Source organism: Lentzea sp. NPDC020367 (assembly GCF_044387305.1).
GTDB lineage: Bacteria > Actinomycetota > Actinomycetes > Mycobacteriales > Pseudonocardiaceae > Lentzea.
On sequence record NZ_JBIRVV010000006.1, the window covers coordinates 516,773 to 533,811 of the forward strand.

The 17,039-nt window shown below is 69.0% G+C and carries 17 protein-coding genes; 9 read left to right on the forward strand and 8 right to left on the reverse strand.

What is annotated here, in order from left to right; translation table 11 throughout:
• Positions 1 to 50: 50 nt before the first annotated feature.
• The 6 genes from ACH413_RS27625 (at position 51) to ACH413_RS27650 (ending at position 7,588) form a co-directional block, all read left to right on the forward strand.
• Positions 51 to 1,241: a glutamate-cysteine ligase family protein gene (locus tag ACH413_RS27625; RefSeq protein ID WP_396425277.1), complete on the forward strand. Its 1,191-nt coding sequence runs from the start codon at positions 51 to 53 to the stop codon at positions 1,239 to 1,241.
• Positions 1,238 to 2,527: an ergothioneine biosynthesis protein EgtB gene (gene egtB, locus ACH413_RS27630; protein ID WP_360031457.1), complete on the forward strand. Its 1,290-nt coding sequence runs from the start codon at positions 1,238 to 1,240 to the stop codon at positions 2,525 to 2,527. Before ACH413_RS27625 ends, egtB begins: the two co-directional genes overlap by 4 nt.
• 4 nt (positions 2,528 to 2,531) lie before the next feature.
• The gene (egtC, locus tag ACH413_RS27635; protein ID WP_360031455.1) at positions 2,532 to 3,257 is read left to right on the forward strand and encodes an ergothioneine biosynthesis protein EgtC; all 726 of its coding nucleotides are present in this window, start codon (positions 2,532 to 2,534) and stop codon (positions 3,255 to 3,257) included.
• Positions 3,254 to 4,225, forward strand: coding sequence for an L-histidine N(alpha)-methyltransferase (gene egtD, locus ACH413_RS27640; RefSeq protein ID WP_360031453.1), 972 nt, complete (start codon positions 3,254 to 3,256; stop codon positions 4,223 to 4,225). Before egtC ends, egtD begins: the two co-directional genes overlap by 4 nt.
• 63 nt (positions 4,226 to 4,288) lie before the next feature.
• Entirely contained in the window at positions 4,289 to 5,887 is a 1,599-nt protein-coding gene (locus tag ACH413_RS27645) for an alpha/beta hydrolase (protein WP_360031451.1), read from the forward strand.
• A gap of 117 nt (positions 5,888 to 6,004) precedes the next feature.
• Positions 6,005 to 7,588 carry an alpha/beta hydrolase gene (locus ACH413_RS27650; RefSeq protein WP_360031449.1) on the forward strand — a complete coding sequence of 528 codons (1,584 nt, stop codon included), beginning with the start codon at positions 6,005 to 6,007 and terminating at the stop codon, positions 7,586 to 7,588.
• Here ACH413_RS27650 and ACH413_RS27655 read toward each other — a convergent pair.
• Both ACH413_RS27655 and ACH413_RS27660 read right to left on the reverse strand, forming a co-directional pair.
• The gene (locus ACH413_RS27655) at positions 7,573 to 7,980 is read right to left on the reverse strand and encodes a hypothetical protein (protein WP_360031448.1); all 408 of its coding nucleotides are present in this window, start codon (positions 7,978 to 7,980) and stop codon (positions 7,573 to 7,575) included. The two genes, ACH413_RS27650 and ACH413_RS27655, sit on opposite strands and share 16 nt — an antisense overlap.
• Positions 7,977 to 8,696 (reverse strand): sulfite exporter TauE/SafE family protein, encoded by a 720-nt coding sequence (locus tag ACH413_RS27660; protein ID WP_360031446.1) that lies wholly within the window; start codon positions 8,694 to 8,696, stop codon positions 7,977 to 7,979. The genes ACH413_RS27655 and ACH413_RS27660 overlap by 4 nt, the downstream gene beginning before the upstream one ends.
• Positions 8,697 to 8,759: 63 nt before the next feature.
• On the opposite strand from ACH413_RS27660, the gene ACH413_RS27665 reads away from it, so the two are divergent.
• Positions 8,760 to 10,526 (forward strand): LamG-like jellyroll fold domain-containing protein, encoded by a 1,767-nt coding sequence (locus tag ACH413_RS27665; RefSeq protein WP_360031444.1) that lies wholly within the window; start codon positions 8,760 to 8,762, stop codon positions 10,524 to 10,526.
• Here ACH413_RS27665 and ACH413_RS27670 read toward each other — a convergent pair.
• Positions 10,486 to 11,403, reverse strand: coding sequence for a sigma-70 family RNA polymerase sigma factor (locus ACH413_RS27670; protein ID WP_360031442.1), 918 nt, complete (start codon positions 11,401 to 11,403; stop codon positions 10,486 to 10,488). The two genes, ACH413_RS27665 and ACH413_RS27670, sit on opposite strands and share 41 nt — an antisense overlap.
• Entirely contained in the window at positions 11,400 to 12,362 is a 963-nt protein-coding gene (locus tag ACH413_RS27675; protein ID WP_360031440.1) for a YafY family protein, read from the reverse strand. Before ACH413_RS27675 ends, ACH413_RS27670 begins: the two co-directional genes overlap by 4 nt.
• Positions 12,363 to 12,547: 185 nt before the next feature.
• On the opposite strand from ACH413_RS27675, the gene ACH413_RS27680 reads away from it, so the two are divergent.
• Complete coding sequence (locus tag ACH413_RS27680; RefSeq protein ID WP_189155947.1) at positions 12,548 to 12,739, forward strand: S1 RNA-binding domain-containing protein; 192 nt, start codon at positions 12,548 to 12,550, stop codon at positions 12,737 to 12,739.
• Between the two features lie 38 nt (positions 12,740 to 12,777).
• Here ACH413_RS27680 and ACH413_RS27685 read toward each other — a convergent pair whose 3' ends face one another.
• The 4 genes from ACH413_RS27685 to ACH413_RS27700 all read right to left on the reverse strand — a co-directional run bounded on the left by ACH413_RS27685 (position 12,778) and on the right by ACH413_RS27700 (position 16,108).
• Positions 12,778 to 13,635 carry a hypothetical protein gene (locus ACH413_RS27685; RefSeq protein ID WP_360031437.1) on the reverse strand — a complete coding sequence of 286 codons (858 nt, stop codon included), beginning with the start codon at positions 13,633 to 13,635 and terminating at the stop codon, positions 12,778 to 12,780.
• A complete protein-coding gene (locus ACH413_RS27690) occupies positions 13,632 to 14,093 on the reverse strand; it encodes a hypothetical protein (RefSeq protein ID WP_360031435.1) in 462 nt (153 codons plus the stop codon). The genes ACH413_RS27685 and ACH413_RS27690 overlap by 4 nt, the downstream gene beginning before the upstream one ends.
• A gap of 105 nt (positions 14,094 to 14,198) precedes the next feature.
• On the reverse strand, positions 14,199 to 14,675 hold the full coding sequence (locus tag ACH413_RS27695; protein ID WP_360031434.1) for a hypothetical protein: 477 nt from the start codon (positions 14,673 to 14,675) through the stop codon (positions 14,199 to 14,201).
• Positions 14,675 to 16,108, reverse strand: a complete 1,434-nt coding sequence (locus tag ACH413_RS27700; protein WP_360031432.1) for a helix-turn-helix transcriptional regulator — start codon at positions 16,106 to 16,108, stop codon at positions 14,675 to 14,677. Before ACH413_RS27700 ends, ACH413_RS27695 begins: the two co-directional genes overlap by 1 nt.
• Positions 16,109 to 16,491: 383 nt before the next feature.
• On the opposite strand from ACH413_RS27700, the gene ACH413_RS27705 reads away from it, so the two are divergent.
• Positions 16,492 to 16,986, forward strand: coding sequence for a hypothetical protein (locus ACH413_RS27705; RefSeq protein WP_093601255.1), 495 nt, complete (start codon positions 16,492 to 16,494; stop codon positions 16,984 to 16,986).
• Positions 16,987 to 17,039 lie beyond the last annotated feature (53 nt).

Below are 17,039 nucleotides of genomic sequence, written 5' to 3' on the forward strand. Positions count from 1 at the left end.
TAGCGTCGAACGGGCCAGACGATCACGGGGAGTGTGGCAGCGTGACTGCGTTGCGTAACAAAAGGGCGCTGGCGAGGTTCGCCGACCGCGCCGAGGCCGAGGCTTACGTGGCCTCGGTCTGCTTCAAGCACGGGCCACCGCGGCTGTTCGGCGTGGAGCTCGAATGGACCGTCCACCACGCCGACGATCCGTCTCAGAAACTAGACAGGCACAGGCTGGCGGCGGCTCTCGGAGAGCACGCACCGCCGACACTCGTTCCGGACAGCCCTCAGCGGCCGCTTCCCAGCGGCACCCCCTTGACCGTCGAACCGGGCGGGCAGGTCGAGATCTCCACACCTCCCTGCACCAGCCTCCCGGACCTCTTCCGGACGGTCACCCAGGACATCTCCCACCTCACCGCCATGCTGGCCGACCACGGTCTCGTGCTCGGCGAACGAGGCGCTGACCAGCATCGCAGTCCCACGCGCATGCTTCAGGTGCCTCGATACGCCGCGATGGAGCACGCGTTCGGGGCGCTCGGTCAAGACGGCATCTCGATGATGTGCAACACCGCGGGTCTTCAGGTGTGCCTCGACTTCGGCGAGCAGAAGTACCTGCAGGACCGGTGGGCGGCCGTGCACCAGCTCGGGCCGGTGATGATCGCGTTGTTCGCGAACTCGCCGAGCATCGGCGGGATGCACGAAGGCTGGGCGTCGGCACGCATGCGGACGCTCTACGGCTGCGATCCCGTGCGCACCAGACCCAGCGCCGTGTGCGCCGATCCGGCCCAGGCTTACGCGCGAAGAGTCGTGGACACGCCCGTGATCGTCGTGCGCGGACCGGGTCCCAGTTGGATCCCGCCGCGGCCGATGACGTTTGCCGACTGGATCAACGGGGCACACGATCGGGTCCCCACCAGCGACGACCTCGACTACCACATGTCGTTGATGTTCCCGCCGGTCCGGCCGCGCGGGTACATCGAGATCAGATACCTCGACACGCCCGCGCCCGGCGGGTGGATCGCGCCGAGTGCGCTGCTCGTCGCGCTGTTCAGCGACCCGTCCGTGGTGGACGGTGTGCTGGCGGCGACGGAACGGGCGGCCGGGCGGTGGCTCGCCGCCGCGCGGTACGGGATGGCGGACGAACGCGTTGCGCGCGCCGCGAAGGACGTTGTGGCGCTGGGCATCGAGGCGTTGCCCCGCACCGGACTTTCTCAGGACCAGATCGGCTTCATCAGCCGGGAGCTTGAGGGGAAGCTGTGACTGAACAACTCCGCGAGCAAGTGGCGGAGGAACTGTTGCGCTCGCGCGCGCGTTCCACCGCCCTGACCGACGCCGTCGACGAGCACGATCTCGTCCGGCAGCACTCGAAACTGATGTCGCCGCTGGTCTGGGACCTGGCGCACATCGGCAACCAGGAAGAGCTGTGGCTCGTTCGCGACGTCGGTGGACGCGAACCGGTGCGCAGCGACATCGACGAGTACTACGACGCGTTCAAGTTCTCCCGCAGCGTGCGGCCCGAGTTGCCGCTGCTCAACCCGCGCGAGGCCCGCCAGTACGTCGGGGACGTGCGCGGCAAGGTGTTCGACGTGCTGGAGAAGGTGCCGCTGCAGGGCCGTCGGCTCGTCGAGAACGGCTTCGCGTTCGGCATGATCGTGCAGCACGAGCAGCAGCACGACGAGACGATGCTGGCCACGCACCAGTTGCGCACCGGCGAACCGGTGCTGCACGCACCCTTACCGCCTGGCGGAAACCTCGTTCCCGCAACGGAATCGTTCATTCCGGGCGGACCGTTCGAAATGGGCACGTCGGACGAACCGTGGGCGCTCGACAACGAACGTCCCGCGCACGCCGTCCACGTCGACTCGTTCTTCATCGACACCACCCCGGTCACGAACGGCGAGTACGCCGAGTTCATCCTGGCCGGCGGGTACGACGACCGTCGCCTGTGGACGGACGAGGGCTGGGAACACCGGACCAAGGCGAAGCTGGTCGCGCCGAGGTTCTGGCAGCGCGAGGAGAACTCGTTCGTGCGGACCGCGTTCGGCGTGACCGAGCCGATCGTGCCGGACGAACCTGTTGTGCACGTGTGCTTCCACGAGGCCCAGGCCTACGCGAGGTGGGCGCACAAGCGTCTGCCGACCGAGGCCGAGTGGGAGAAGGCGGCCCGTTTCGACACGGCGACCGGCAAGACCCGGCGGTACCCGTGGGGCGACGAGGAACCGACGGAAGCCCACGCGAACCTCAACCAGCGGCACCTGCGCCCGGCCCCGGTCGGCGCGTACCCGGCGGGGGCGTCGCCCAGCGGCGTGCACCAGCTGATCGGTGACGTGTGGGAGTGGACCTCCAGCGACTTCGGTCCGTATCCGGGCTTCGAGGTGTTCCCGTACAAGGAGTACTCCGAGGTCTTCTTCGGACCGGACTACAAGGTGCTGCGCGGCGGCTCGTTCGGCACGGACAAGTCGGCGGTCCGTGCCACGTTCCGCAACTGGGACTACCCGATCCGCCGGCAGATCTTCTCCGGCTTCCGCTGCGCCAGGGACGCCTGACTCGATGTGCCGCCATCTGGCTTACCTGGGCACCGCCATGCCCATCGGCAGCCTGCTCTTCGACGCACCGCACTCGTTGGAGCACCAGTCGTACGCACCGGCCGACATGCGGGCCGGCGGAACCGTCAACGTCGACGGCTACGGCGTCGGCTGGTTCCCCGGCCCGGTGCGGTACCGGCGCGCCGGCACGCTGTGGAGCGATGCGAACCTGCGTCAGCTGGCGGGCACCTCGTCGACCGCCTTCCTGGCGGCGGTCCGAAGCGCCACCGTCGGAATGCCGGTCACCGACGCGGCGTGCGCGCCGTTCACCGACGGCACGTGGTTGTTCAGCCACAACGGACGCGTCGACGGCTGGCCGCACACGGTGGCGGGGCTGGCGAAGACGCTGGACGTGACGGACCTGCTCACGATGGACGCGCCGACCGACTCCGCGCTGTTGTGGACGGTCCTCAGACGTCGTCTGGAGACCGGGAAGAACCCGGACCAGGCGCTCGTTGAACTCGTGCGGGAGGTGGCGGACGCGGCTCCGAAGTCGCGGCTGAACTTCTTGCTGACCAACGGAAAAGTGCTCGTGGGGACAACGTGGACACACGCCCTCTGGGTGCTGCAGAAAGGTGAGGGCGTGACACTCGCGTCCGAGCCGCTCGACGACGACCCGGGCTGGCGGGAGATCCCCGACCGGCACGTGGTCACCGCCGTTCCATCCACTGTGGAGGTTCGACCGATATGACCGAGCCGGTGCTGGACGTTCATCTCAAGCCGGAGGACGCCGCACACGCGCTACGTGCCGACGTGCGGGCCGGACTGACCGCGGACCCGAAGTGGGTCTCGCCGAAGTGGTTCTACGACGCCGTCGGCAGCGCGTTGTTCGAGGACATCACCCGACTGCCCGAGTACTACCCGACCCGTGCCGAACGGGAGGTGCTCGCCGAGCGCGCGGGCGAGATCGCGGCCACGACGGGCGCGCACTCGTTGGTGGAGCTGGGTTCCGGCTCGTCGGAGAAGACGCGGCTGCTGCTCAGCGCGTTGAGGGAGCACGGAACGCTCAAGGAGTTCGTGCCGCAGGACGTGTCGGTGTCGGCGCTGACCGAGGCCGCGCACGCGATCATCGCGGACTACCCGGGCCTGCGGGTGCACGGCGTGGTCGGCGACTTCACGCAGCACCTGAGCCTGCTGCAGGGGGAGTCGCCGCGCGTGGTGGCGTTCCTGGGCGGCACGATCGGCAACCTGATCCCGGAGGAACGGGAGAAGTTCCTGCGCACGGTCCGCGACGTGCTGGAGCCGGGGGAGTGGCTGCTGCTCGGCACGGACCTGGTGAAGGATCCGGGGACGCTGGTGCGTGCGTACGACGACGCGCAGGGCGTCACGGCGGAGTTCAACCGCAACGTGCTGAACGTGCTCAACCGCGAGGTCGGCGGAGACTTCGACGTCGAGGCGTTCGAGCACGTGGCGTTGTGGAACGCCGAGCAGGAGTGGATCGAGATGCGGCTGCGCGCCAAGCGGGCGATGCGCGTGACGCTCGCCGAGCTGGGGCTGACCGTCGAGTTCCGCGAGGGCGAGGAGCTGCGGACCGAGGTGTCGGCCAAGTTCCGCGAGGAGGGCGTGAAGCAGGAGCTGGAGGACGGCGGCTTCGCGCTGCACCGGTGGTGGACCGATTCGGAGGGCAGGTTCGCGGTCTCGTTGGCCCAAGCGGTGTAACCGGGGTCACAACCCGACGATAGGCGGGTTCACGCGGTGCGCGCTCAGTGATGGGCTGCATCGATGACTCCTGCATCAACGCGTGCCGTGCGCGTGGCGCTCGCCAGTGCGCTCGCGCTCGGTACCGTCATCACCGGCCTGGGCAGCGCGTCAGCCCAGACCGAAGCCGCATCGACTGTGAGACCCGCCGCGTGGGGGCCGTGCGCGGCGGACGTGCTCGCCGAGATCCCCGCCGCCGAACGCACCAAGGTCAGCTGTGCGATCCAGGCGGTGCCCGTCGACCACTCGCGGCCGCGCGGGGACTCGACCGGCGTCATCATGATGAAGCGCCCCGCAGGCGACCCGGCGAAGAAGATCGGCTCGCTGTTCATCAACCCCGGCGGCCCCGGTGGCGCCGGCCTGATCTACAGCGCCTACGGCTCGAGTTTCTTCACCCCGGAGATCCTGGAGAAGTTCGACCTCATCGGCTTCGACCCGCGTGGTGTGGGCCGCAGCGCGCCGCTGCGCTGCTTCCGCACCCAGGAGGAGGCCGACGCGGTGAACGTCGGCTGGTACGCGTTGCCGATCACCAAGGACGAGATCGCCAGCTCGATCCGGCAGTCCAAGGTCTACACGGACTACTGCAAGATCAACGCCGGCCCGTTGCTCAACCACATGTCGACCGAGGCCGTCGCGCGCGACCTCGACGTGATGCGTGAAGCCGTGGGGGACAGGCAGCTCACGTACGTCGGCTTCTCGTACGGCACGCTGCTCGGCGCGACCTACGCGAACATCTTCCCGCAGAAGTCGCGCGCGCTGGTTCTGGACGGCAACGTCGACCCGCAGCTGCGCCTCACCAACGGCGCGCAGTACGACCGTGAGCGTGCTCGTGGCTTCGAGATCGCACTGGACGCGATGCTGAAGCGTTGCGACTCCGTCGGTGTCGAGAAGTGCGCGTTCGCCGGTGGTGCTCGCACGAAGTTCGACAACATCCGCGAGTCGCTGCGCAAGGGGCCCACGACGTTGCCGAACGGCACGCAGGTGACGCTGACCGACGTCGTCGGCCGCACGTCGAGCAACCTGTACAGCCCGACGACGTTCAAGGCGCTGACCGCGTGGCTGCAGTCGATCCACGTGGCCCAGAACCCCTCCGCCGCGTTGGGCGTTCAGTCCGTTGTGGACGCTCCCGCGCTGCTGAACAACCTGGGTGGCAAGGCCGACGTGCGAGTGCTGCCGGAGACGCCGTACACGAGCGACGACTCGTACTACGCCGTCAACTGCATCGACAAGCCGTTCGCCCGCACGAACCGCAACTGGGCTCAGACCGCGGACAAGTGGGAGAAGGAGTCGAAGACGTTCGGCCGCTACCAGGCCGCGTCCGACCTGCTCACCTGCCCGACCTGGCCCACGCGCAACCCGGACCGCTGGATCGGCCCGTGGAACAAGCGCACCAAGAACCCGGTCGTCGTGGTGGGCAACTACTACGACCCGGCGACGCAGTACCTGTTCTCGCAGCGCATGGCCAAGGAACTCGGCAACGCGCGGCTGATCAGCGTCGACTCGTTCGGGCACTGCATCCTCGGTGACTCGGCCGGTGCCGACGCGGCGGTGACGAGGTATCTCGTCGACCTCACCGCGCCCGCCAACGGCCAGGTCTTCCAGCCGAACGCGCAACCGTTCTGATTTCTCACAGGTGCGCCGCCTGTCGTCGGGACACAACCCGACGATAGGCGGGTACAAACGGTGCACGCCGGGTGATGGGGTGCATCCGTGACGTCATCTTCCAGTTCTTTGCGTGTCGTGCGCGCGGCGCTTGCGAGCGCCCTCGTGCTCGGCACCGCGGTTTCCGGCCTGGGCGCGGCGAGCGCCCAGGCCGGTCCCGCCGTCCAGCCCGCTGCCTGGGGGCAGTGCGCGGCCGACGTGCTCGCCACCCTTCCCGCCACGGTGACGCCCGAGGAGCGCGCGAAGCTCACGTGCGCCGTCCAGGAGGTGCCCGTCGACCACTCGCGCCCGCGCGGTGAGAAGACCGGCATCGCCATGATGAAGCGACCCGCCAACGACCCGTCGCGCAAGATCGGTTCGATCTTCCTCAACCCCGGTGGTCCCGGCGGTTCCGGCCTGATCCGCGGTGCCGTGTCGAAGAACTACTTCGGGGCTTCGGTGCTCGACCGGTTCGACGTCATCGGCTTCGACCCGCGCGGTGTGGCCCGCAGCGCGCCGATGCGCTGCTTCCGCACCCAGGAGGAGGCCGACTCGGTCAACGAGGGCTGGTTCTCGCTGCCGATCACGAAGGCCGAGATCGCGAGCTCCATCAAGCAGTCCAAGACCTACACGGACTACTGCAAGATCAACGCCGGTCCGCTGCTCAACCACATGTCGACCGAGGCCGTCGCGCGCGACCTCGACATCATGCGCGAGTCCGTGGGCGACCAGCAGCTCAACTTTGTCGGCTTCTCGTACGGCACGCTGATCGGCTCGACGTACGCCAACATCTTCCCGCAGCGCACGCGGGCGATGGTGATCGACGGCAACGTCGACCCGCGGCTGCGCCTGACGAACGGCGCCGAGTACGACCGCCAGCGCGCCGACGGCTTCGAGATCGCTTTGGACGCGATGCTGAAGCGCTGCGACTCCGCCGGTGTCGCGAAGTGCGCGTTCGCCGGTGACGCCCGCGGCAAGTTCGAGGCTCTCAAGGTCGCGCTGGGCAAGGCTCCGGCGACGTTGCCGGACGGCTCGAAGGTCACGCTGTCCGACGTGGTCGGCCGGGTCGCGGGTGACCTGTACTCGATCGCCCGGATCGCGCCGCTGGCCGCCTGGTTGCAGAGCGTCCACAACGCTGTGAACCCGTCGATCGCCCTCAGCGTTCAGTCCACTGTGGAACTGGCCGCGCCGCTGAACAACGCCGGTGGCCGCATGGACGTCGACCCGCTGCCGGACACCCCGTACACCGCGGACGACTCGTACTACGGCGTCAACTGCACCGACAAGCCGTTCTCCCACACCACCCGCAACTGGGCCGCCACCGCGGCCAAGTGGGAGAAGGAGTCGCCCACGTTCGGTCGCTACCAGGCCGCGTCGGACCTGCTGACCTGCGCGACGTGGCCGACGCGCAACCCGGACCGCTGGATCGGCCCGTGGAACCGCAAGACGAAGAACCCGATCGTCGTGGTCGGCAACTACTACGACCCGGCCACGCAGTACCTGTTCGCGCAGCGCATGGCCAAGCAGCTCGGCAACGCGCGGCTGATCAGCGTCGACGCGTTCGGCCACTGCATCCTGGGCCGCTCGGCGGGCACGGACGCGGCCGTCGCGAAGTACCTGGTGGACCTCGTTCCGCCGGCTGAGGGCGCGACGTTCCAGCCGAACGTTCAGCCGTTCGCCTGACCCTTTCGCAGCCAGCGGTGGCGGTGCTCGTACAGCACCGCCACCGCGGCGGCGACGATCAGCAGGTACGCGGAGTAAGAAGGCCGCAGCCACACGGTGAGGCCGAGCAACGCGGCCGTGGCGAACACCGCCCAGGATCGCCGCACGACCGCCCACACCAGCACCGCCGCGACGACCGCCCAGAGCAGGCTGTAGTCGTAGAGGAAGTCGAAGTTCGCGCTCATCTCGACGCCGTGCAGCGTGGTGACGCTTTCCTCGCCCGTGTACCAGTCCGGCTGGGTCCCGCAGCGTGCGCCGGGTTGGGCGCACACGTCGACCATCGGCGCGGTCGCGATCATGATCAGTGCCGCGACCGCGCAGATCCCGAGCACGACCCACGTGGGGATCTTCACGACAGCAGGCTCCTCACGATCAGCACCACAGCGCTCGTTCCCGCCACGACCAGCATCGGTGTGCGAATGCCCTTGGCGTCGAACCTTTTGCGCAACGGCCCGGAAAGCAGGAACCCGGCCACCAGGAACGGGACCAGCGCGAGCCCGGTCCACAGCTGGTGCGCGCTGACCTGACCCGCGACGAGCAGACCGAGGATCGACGCGCCGGAGCCCAGCACGAAGAACGCCGCGAGCGTCGCCCTGACCTGCGGCCCCGCCTGGTTCTGGTAGAGCAGCCCGACCATCGGGCCGCCCACCGCCGTGGCCGTGCCGAACGACCCGCTCGCGAACCCGGCCGTCACCAGCGACTTCGGCCGGGGCTGCGGTCGCCAGGTCGTGATCGACAGCAGCACGCACGCCAGCACCGAGCCGCCGACGACCAGTCCGAAGCCCTTCGGGTCGAGTGAGTCGACGATCCAGATGCCGACGACCGTTCCCGGTAGTCGGCCGAGCATCGCCCAGCCGACGCCGCGCCAGTCGACGTGGCTGAACTCCCTCACCAGCGCCATCGACGCGTGCGTGGCGGCGATCATCAGCACCGGCACCGGCAGCAGCGCCGGATCGAGCAACGCGAGCAGTGGCACGGCGACCAGCGCCAGGCCGAAGCCGATCAGGCCCTGCAACAGGCCCCCGGCCGCGACGACCACACCTGCTGTCAGCAGCAACCCCCAGGACATAGTTCGCGATGCTATCGACCGTTGTTCGCCTGCTGTTGGCCCAGCGCACCTACGCTCCGCGCCATGACCGCGTCCCGCCGTTCCTTCCTGCTCGGCACCGGTGCGACCGCCGCCGCTGCCGCCCTGGTCACGCCTGGTTCCGCCGGTGCTGACAACGTTGTCGGGTACGGCCGTCCCGACCCCGAGGCGCGGCGGTTCACGCTCGCCGTGATCCCGGACACGCAGTACATGTTCGATCTTGATCGAGGCGACTCGGCGCCACTGAAGGCCACGCTGCAGTACCTGATCGACCACCAGAAGTCCGAGAACATCGTCTTCATCAGCCACCTCGGCGACCTCGTCGAGAACGCCCGCGCGAGCGAGATCGACGACATCAGCGCGCGGTTCGAGGTGCTCGACCGCCGCCGGATCGGGTACAGCGTGCTCGCGGGCAACCACGACGTGCCGGACTCGCGGCTGGACGACCAGCGCGGCCGCACGCCGTACCTCGACCGGTTCGGGCCGCAGCGGTTCCGCACCTCGCCGACGTTCCGCGGGGCGAGCGCCGACGGCTACAACTCGTTCCACGTGTTCCGCGCGGGTGGCAAGGAATGGCTTGTGCTCGCGCTGGACTGGCGCATGTCCGCCAAGGGGCTCGAGTGGGCGCGCTCGGTGCTTTCGAAGCACGCCAAGCTTCCCGTCATCCTCACCACGCACGAACTGGTCCACGACGGCGGTGACGGTGCCGCGGTGATGTCCGACTACGGGCGCCGGCTGTGGGACGAGCTGATCAAGGACAACGACCAGATCTTCCTGACGCTGAACGGGCACTTCTGGCCGCCGGCGCGGGCGACGATGCGCAACACGGCCGGCAACGACGTGCACGTGCACATCACGAACTACCAGGACCGCTACTACGGCGGCGGCGCGATGATCCGGCTCTACCACTTCGACCTGGACCGCCGGGTGGTCGACGTCCGCACGTTGTCGCCGTGGCTGCTCGGCAAGAGGTCGCTCAACCCGTTGGAGCGCAAGGAGACCGAGCTGACCGGCCCGGCCGACCGGTTCAGCGTGCCGATCGACTTCGAGCAGCGGTTCGCCCGCTTCGACCCGCCGGTGCTGCCGCCCGCGCAGCCGGTCAAGGACGTGCTCGTGCGCGGCACCGTCGCGTACTGGCGGCTCGGCGAGGGCCTCGAGGACATGTCGGGCAACGGGAACGACCTCAGGCAGACCGGCCCGCTGACGGCCTCGGACGACCACCACCGGTTCGCGCCGTCACACCGTTCGCTGTACTTCGAGAAGACCGGCTACCTGTCCACTGTGGAGTCCGCGCCGGTGAACCGCGAGACGTTCGATCGCGGCTACACGATCGAGCTGTTCCTCAAGCTGCCCACGGGCTTCGACCACCCGTGGTGCGGCCTGTTCACGAAGCTCGCGCCCGGTTCCGCGGCCGGCAAGACCGGGGACGACCCGAGCGAGCCGATCGCCACGCTGAACGTCGCCGGTGGCGGTCAGCTGCAGTGGGCGGTGTTCCCGCGCAGCCTGCCGGGCATCTCCACGAACTGGGGCCACGAGATGGACTACGAGACGTGGTGGCACGTCGCCGTGGTCAACGACGGCGTGCACACGACGATGTACGTCGACGGATCTCCCTTGCTGCGCAACCCGTCCACGCCTGCCCGCGGCATCTCGACCGCCGGCGACCCGTGGCTCGTCGGCGCCTACGCGTACAACCGGGTCGTCGAGAAGTCGTTGCACGGCTGGATCGGCGACGTGCGGATCGTGAACCGGCCGCTCGACCGGTCCGAGTTCATGCGGTCGAAGGCAGCCCGAACTTCGGGAACAGACTGAGGTCGAAGAACGACGAGACGCGCGTGATCCGGTCGGTCGCTTCCAGCACCTGGAGGTTGAACGGCCGGAACACGCCGTCCGGTTCTCTGAGGTAGAGCCCGAAAGCCGGTTGGCCGTTGGCCTCGGTGGCGATCATCCTGGCGCCGTGCGGGACCGCCGGGCACTGGTTCGCGAGGTGCCACGCGACCATGGCAGGGCCCAGGTAGAACTGCGGGTACGGCGGCATCTCCCAGATGACGTCCTCGGCGAACATGCCGATGATCGCCGGGATGTCCTTGGCCTCGAAGGCTTTCACCCACCGGTCCAGCAGCGGCTTCGCGTCCGCGGGCTCGACGACCTCGTCCTCGGTCAGGTCCTTGAGCTGCGCGTGCGCCCGTTGCAGAGCGCTGTTGACGGCCGCCACGGTCATGTCCAGCTCGTCGGCGGTCTCGGCGGCGCTGAGCCTCAGCACGTCGCGCAGGATCAGCACCGCGCGTTGCCTGGGCGGCAGGTGTTGCAGGGCCGCGACGAACGCCAGTCTGGTGGACGCGCGTTCGGTGACGATCGCGGCCGGGTCGGTCGGGAACGGCTCCAGCCACGGGATCTCGTGGTCCTGGGTGAGCGGGTCGGTCTCCGTGGCGCCCTGGGTGCCGAGCCCGAACGGCAGCGGGCGGCGCGTCCGGCCGTCGAGCGCGGTGAGGCAGGCGTTCGTGGCGATGCGGTACAGCCAGGTGCGCACCGACGAGCGGCCCTCGAACTGGCCGTACGCCTTCCACGCGCGCAGGTACGTCTCCTGCACCAGGTCCTCGGCGTCGTGCAGCGAGCCGAGCATCCGGTAGCAGTGCACGAGGAGCTCGCGTCTGAACGGGTCCGCGGCGGTCGCGAAGTCCACTGTCACCCCTGCACCCTAACCGCGTTCTGCATCCTGCCGATGAGAGTCTCGATGTAGTCCCTGAGTTCCACCGGTTCGTGCACCTCGAACTCGAAGCCCAGGAACAGCAGGTGGAACACGATCCGTTCGAGCGCGTCGGCGCCCGTGCGCATCAGGCATGAGTTCTCGTCGATCGGTTCCAGCGCCGCGGACATCGGCGTGGTGCGTTCCGCGACGGTCTGCAACGGCGCGTGGATCGTGAGCACCGCCTGGTAGGTGTAGACGCTCGAGGCGACCTGGCGGGACACGAAGTCGCCCAGGGACTCCGCCGGTGGCGTGCGGGGCGCGAAGCGTGCGGCGAGCGTCGGTTCCTCGGTGATCCGGTCCACCCGGAACGTTCGCCAGTCCTCTTTGGACACGTCCCAGGCGACCAGGTACCACCGGCGGCCGGTGTGCACGAGTCCCTGCGGTTCGATCAGCCGCTTCGACGGCTCGCCCTGCGTTGAGGCGTAGGTGAAGCGCAGCTGCTGGCGGTCGCGGCAGGCGGCGGCGATGATCGTGAGCGTCTCCGCGTCGACCGTCGGGCCCGCCGCCGTCAGGGGAGTGGTGTGCTCCTGGAGCGCCTGCACCCGCCTGCGCAGCCGGGTCGGCAACACCTGTTCCAGCTTCGTGAGAGCGCGGATCGACGTCTCCTCGATGCCCGCGATCGAGCCGTTCGCCGCCGTTCTGAGGCCGACCGCGACGGCGACCGCCTCGTCGTCGTCGAGCAGCAGGGGAGGGAGTTCCGCGCCGGCGCCGAGCTGGTACCCGCCGGCCGCGCCGGGCAGTGAGGTGACGGGATAACCGAGGCTGCGCAACTTGTCCACGTCCCGGCGAATCGTGCGCACGTCGACGCTGAGCCGCCCCGCGAGTTCCGGGCCCGTCCAGTCACGCCGCACCTGCAACAGGGACAGGAGCTTCAGCAGTCGCGCGGACGTCTCCAGCATGTGACGGAGTCTAGATTCCATTGCGGACAACGGCCCGTGCTGGCTAAGGTTGTTGGTATGACTGCCGGGTCGGCCTTGTGCCGTGAGCGGAACGGTTGCCCGGCCCTGACTTGATCAGGGCCCCTCCACCCCCGCGCCTATCCGTAGTACGGGATACGCGCGCTTGGGAGAGGAGGTGATGCGCAATGCTTCCCAACGTTGGTGATGTCTTTTCGGGGAAGGTCGTCTCGACCGTTCCCTTCGGTTCGTTCATCGAGCACCCCGCCGGTGCACACGGGCTCCTGCACGGCCAGCAGGCCGAGGTCGGTGCCTCCGTGCAGGTGAAGGTGCTCGCGGTGGACGCCGAGCAGCAGCGGTTCAGCCTGGAGCTGGCGTGAGTTGAGTTCCCGGGCAGAGGCGCCCTGCCCGGGCTTTCTCACGCTTTCCGGTAGTCCGCGCACTCGCCGGTCAGGCGGTCGTGCAGAGTCTTGCGGTGCCCTTCCTCGGAGGGCGCCGGACCCAGCGCGTCTGCCGGGCTCGTGACGCCGTGCAGCAGCCGGTACAGCACGACATCCGTTGCGGTGTAAAGCCAATCGTCCGCTCTGCCGGGCGGTGCGGCTGGTCCGAGCATGTTCTCGAACCACGCCGGGAACAGCAGATCACGCGCGACCGCGTCCTCGACGCGGGCGCGGATGAGCCGTCTCGTCCGCGCGATGGCCTCGTTGCCGGCCGACTTGGCAACGGTGTCCTTGGCGTACGTGTCGTCGTCCGGTGCCTCGGGCCGTTCCTGGGCCGTGACGGCCTGCCATTGCTTGTAGTTCTTGCGCCACAACGCTTCCGCTGTCGGCGGGAGGTGCGTCAGGGCCTCGGCCGCGTCGAACGCCTCCAGCGCCCTGCGGTCGTACTCGGCGATGGCCTTGCGGGTGTCCTTCGCCTCCTGCGGCGTGAAAGTCCTGCGCGCGTAGGCTTCCTGGCCCGCCAGGATCTGGGTGAGCAGCGGCTCGGCCACCTCCGGCCAGTCGTCGAAGTCGGCCTTCTGGGTCTCGCCCGCCCGGACCTTCCTGTTGAGCGCCACCAGGAGGCGTTCGAGCCGGTGGACGCTCTCCGCCAGTTCGGTGACGCGGTCGTTGGTCTTCGTGAGCTTGCGGGTGTTGTCCTTGAGCTGGTTCGTCTGGCTCAGCTGGGTGTGCGCCGCCTCGGTCTGGGCGTGGTCGATGCGGGTCTCGAGGGACTTCAGCTCTTTCTTGAGGCGCTCGATCTTGTCGTCCAGTGCCTTGACCGGGTCGATGTTCATTTGAGCGTCCTCCAGGCCCACCACGCGATGCCCGCGGCCGTGACGAGTGCCGCCCAGCCGCTGACCACCGGGGTCAGGAGAGTAGCCGCCAGCGCCGCGCTGATCGCCGCGGTCCGCGCCCTCGGCTCCCAGATGCCGCGGCCGACGGGATCCACCAGGACCGCCGCGGCCGTCGCCACCGCCAGCAGCAGCGACAGCAGCGACCAGGCGTCGAACCAGCCCACGGCGACGATCAGCGCCGCCGCCGTCGTCCCGGCCGCGATCGCCCGGTTCGGCACGGTCAGCCTGGCCGCCTCCACGTCCTTGCGCGCCGCCATCACGGCGTCGACCTCGGCGTTCGTGGTGGTGAGGAGGGTGTGGAAGTCGGGGCTGCCGGGGCCTGCGGCTTTCAGGGCTCGTAAGGCTGTTCGCAGGGACTGCTGGCGGTCGGCCAGGCGGGCGAACGGATCGGCTGCCATGCCCCGAAATCGTGATCAAGCCGGGTGGGCGCGGCTAGGCCTGTGGGGGGAGTTGGTCCGGTTGCCGACGAACTTCCCTCACTCGGCCTAGCCCATCTCGGTTCGTCACGACTTTCTTCTGGCCTCCTGCGGCCACACGACCTCGATCGGCACCCCGGACGCGCGCGCCTGCTCCACCACGTCCGCCGTCCCGCCCTTGCCCTGGGCCGGCACGCCGTCCCACACCGCCACGAGCACCTCGACCGAGGCGAGCATGCGCTCGTTGGCCGCCACGTAGGCCAGGCGTCCGCTCGACATGTGCGGGAGGACGCTGACCACCGTGGCGGCGGCACGCAGTTCGTCGTAGTCGGCCACCTGGTGCGGCTTGAGGCGGTCGCGGTAGTCCAGGGCCGGGAGCACGACCTCCACCTGGCCACCGAGCGCCAGGACGGCTCTGGCGAACACCTGGTCGGCGCCGGGAGCCAGACAGGTCACGCCCACCAGGTCCGTGCCCAGCCGGGTCAGCGCCTCCGTGATGGCGGCCTGGACGGCGGGGACGCACTCCGGGACCAGGTTGCTGTGGCCGGTGATGCCTACGCGCATCAAGCGGTCCGGATCGCTCTGATGGCGTCCCGTGTGTCCTGCACGGCGGGGATGTGGCGGTGCCGTGCCGCTTCCTTGGCGAAGTCCTCCAGCTTGCGCAGGACTCTGCCCGAGGAGAGCTTCGCCGCTGTCGGCAGGACCTCGTTGATCAACCCGCACGCTGCCTCCGGGTCTCCCGCGACCATTTTGGTGCGCGCCAGTCCGATCACGTCGAAGGCGCGGTTGCGCACCTTGGACGGGTCTCGCAGCTCCAGGGCGCGCCGGATGTGTTGTTCGGCGAACACGGCCTGGGCTGGATCGTGCATGGCGAGGTCGCGGCAGCGGGCGCCGATGACGCCCTCCAACTCGGCCTCGTCGAAACTGTGCAGGTAGCGCGGCTCACCGTCCGCGTCGCGCTGCGCGAAGCTGTCCTGCGCCATGCCCACCGCCTGGTGGAACTCCCGCGTCTTGCCCATCTGGGCGTAGGCCCAGGCCTCGCGGGTGAGCAGGAGGGCCTTGAGTGTCGGCGTGCCTGTTCGACGGGTGCCGTACTGGCCCAGTTGGACCAGCTCCAAGCCGTCCTCGGGGCGGCCCAGGTCGAACATCTGCCTCGCCATCGCGGCCAGGCACAGGGCCGCGAAGCCGTCGTTGTGACCGGCCTTGGCCATGCGGATGGCCAGCACGTAGTAGCGCTGGGCCGCGTTGTGCAGGCCCGCGTCGAACGACATGCTCGCGGCCACCTTCGACAGTTCGGCGCCGATGAAGAACGCGCGTTCCGTCGTCGGGCCGGACGGTGCCCGGCCCAGGCGTTCGGCCAGCTCGTCGAGCTGCCCCAGGACCGCCTTGCGGGCCAGTCCGTAGCCGCCGCGGCCTCCCCAGCCGCGCAGGCCGTCCGCCACGCGTTGCAACGCGAAGAGCTCCTCCTCGCTGATCGCCGAGTGCGACGACCACTTCGACAGGTTCTGCAGGGGGTGCAACCACCGCTGCAGCGGTTCGACCAGTGCTGACCCCACCGTCACCGCGGCGGCTCCGGTGAGCGCCGCTCGTCTGCTGATCGCCAAGTCGCTCCTCGCCGTCTCCTCGACCGAACGGGCAATGCTCGTCGCCTCCCACGGGGCGGCGAGCACGTCTGGCGGGCCCGTTATGGGGGACCCCACCTGAGCTGGGATGACGACTCGGTCGAACCACAGTCGTTCGCCCGGCACACCGAGCACCACCGCGAAATGGCGCAGCCGGTCGAGGCGGTCGATCTGGTTCTCGCCCGACTCGTAACGCGAGAGCTGCGCCTGGCTGATGCCGAGCCACGCCGCCATGCGGTCCTGCGTGACCCTGCTCAGGTGCTGGGGGTGATGCCGGTACGCGGAGATCAGCGCGCCCATGTCGCGGTCGATGCACGCCGCCGCGATCGCGGGGTGGTCCCAGAAGTCGTTGGGGACCTCAGGTGGTCCGTGCACGTCCGAACGAGCGTTGCGGCGGCACCGGTGACACAGCCGATCGGAGTTGTCGGCGGCGATGAACGCCCCGCACGGGCAAGCGCGTCTGGATTTGGGTCTCGCTGCATCCATCGGCCTCGCCCCCGTCACTGAGCGTTTTCCCAGTGTACGGACGTGTGATCGTCAGTCCATCCATCTCATGCATAAGACGTAATGGATTCGCGTGTCGCAGTCCTGGTGCCCCCGTGCGGCGGATGAGCTTCATACGTCCGCTGCATGAGGCTCATGCAGCGGACGAGTGGTGTTGGCGGGAAGTGAGAAGCACCCTGCACAACGTCAGGCCGCGGGTCGATCCCCGTGGCGTGGCCAGTGCCTGACCCACCCAACGGGGAGGACAACCGCCGATGAGCCTCACGACCGCGGAAACCGGTACGGGTAGTGCCGGTATCCCACAGAACAGGGGACACGCACGCGCGATCGGGGAGGCCGTCGCCGGCTACCGGTTGCTCGGCTGGCAGGTGACCGTCACCGAGCAGGGTGTGTTCCTCCCGCTAGGCCCCGCCACGACCGCGCTGGCGATGCCGGCGCGAATCGGGTCACGAGTGCTGGCCGACCTGAAGTCGCGCATGCTCGCCGGACCGGTCACCGTCATACCCGGCCCCCGCGAGCACTGGATCTTCCTCGCGGAGCTGGTGGCGTTGCTGCCCACGCACCTCAAGGCGCCGCCGGAAGTGCAGTTCGTGCGCTCGCCGCACCGGATCGCGCTCCCACCCACGATGACCAGGTACGGATCGCTGCGCTGGGCGAACCCGCCGTCGCACTCGCGGCACTGGTTCCCGCCGTTCACCGCCGTGCTGGCGCTGGCCCGGCAGGCCACCGCGGAGGACCACCGCCGATAATCGGTGCTCGTGGATCGTCGATCAGTGTTGTTGTGTGGGCTCGCCGCCGCTTT

Bases quoted from the DNA above. Each gene is read 5' to 3' on its own strand.
- egtC (WP_360031455.1), top strand. From the start codon at position 2,532: ATGTGCCGCCATCTGGCTTACCTGGGCACCGCCATGCCCATCGGCAGC.
- egtD (WP_360031453.1), top strand. From the start codon at position 3,254: ATGACCGAGCCGGTGCTGGACGTTCATCTCAAGCCGGAGGACGCCGCA.
- ACH413_RS27645 (WP_360031451.1), top strand. From the start codon at position 4,289: ATGACTCCTGCATCAACGCGTGCCGTGCGCGTGGCGCTCGCCAGTGCG.
- ACH413_RS27660 (WP_360031446.1), bottom strand. From the start codon at position 8,696: ATGTCCTGGGGGTTGCTGCTGACAGCAGGTGTGGTCGTCGCGGCCGGG.
- ACH413_RS27665 (WP_360031444.1), top strand. From the start codon at position 8,760: ATGACCGCGTCCCGCCGTTCCTTCCTGCTCGGCACCGGTGCGACCGCC.
- ACH413_RS27675 (WP_360031440.1), bottom strand. From the start codon at position 12,362: ATGCTGGAGACGTCCGCGCGACTGCTGAAGCTCCTGTCCCTGTTGCAG.
- ACH413_RS27680 (WP_189155947.1), top strand. From the start codon at position 12,548: ATGCTTCCCAACGTTGGTGATGTCTTTTCGGGGAAGGTCGTCTCGACC.
- ACH413_RS27685 (WP_360031437.1), bottom strand. From the start codon at position 13,635: ATGAACATCGACCCGGTCAAGGCACTGGACGACAAGATCGAGCGCCTC.
- ACH413_RS27690 (WP_360031435.1), bottom strand. From the start codon at position 14,093: ATGGCAGCCGATCCGTTCGCCCGCCTGGCCGACCGCCAGCAGTCCCTG.
- ACH413_RS27695 (WP_360031434.1), bottom strand. From the start codon at position 14,675: ATGCGCGTAGGCATCACCGGCCACAGCAACCTGGTCCCGGAGTGCGTC.
- ACH413_RS27705 (WP_093601255.1), top strand. From the start codon at position 16,492: ATGAGCCTCACGACCGCGGAAACCGGTACGGGTAGTGCCGGTATCCCA.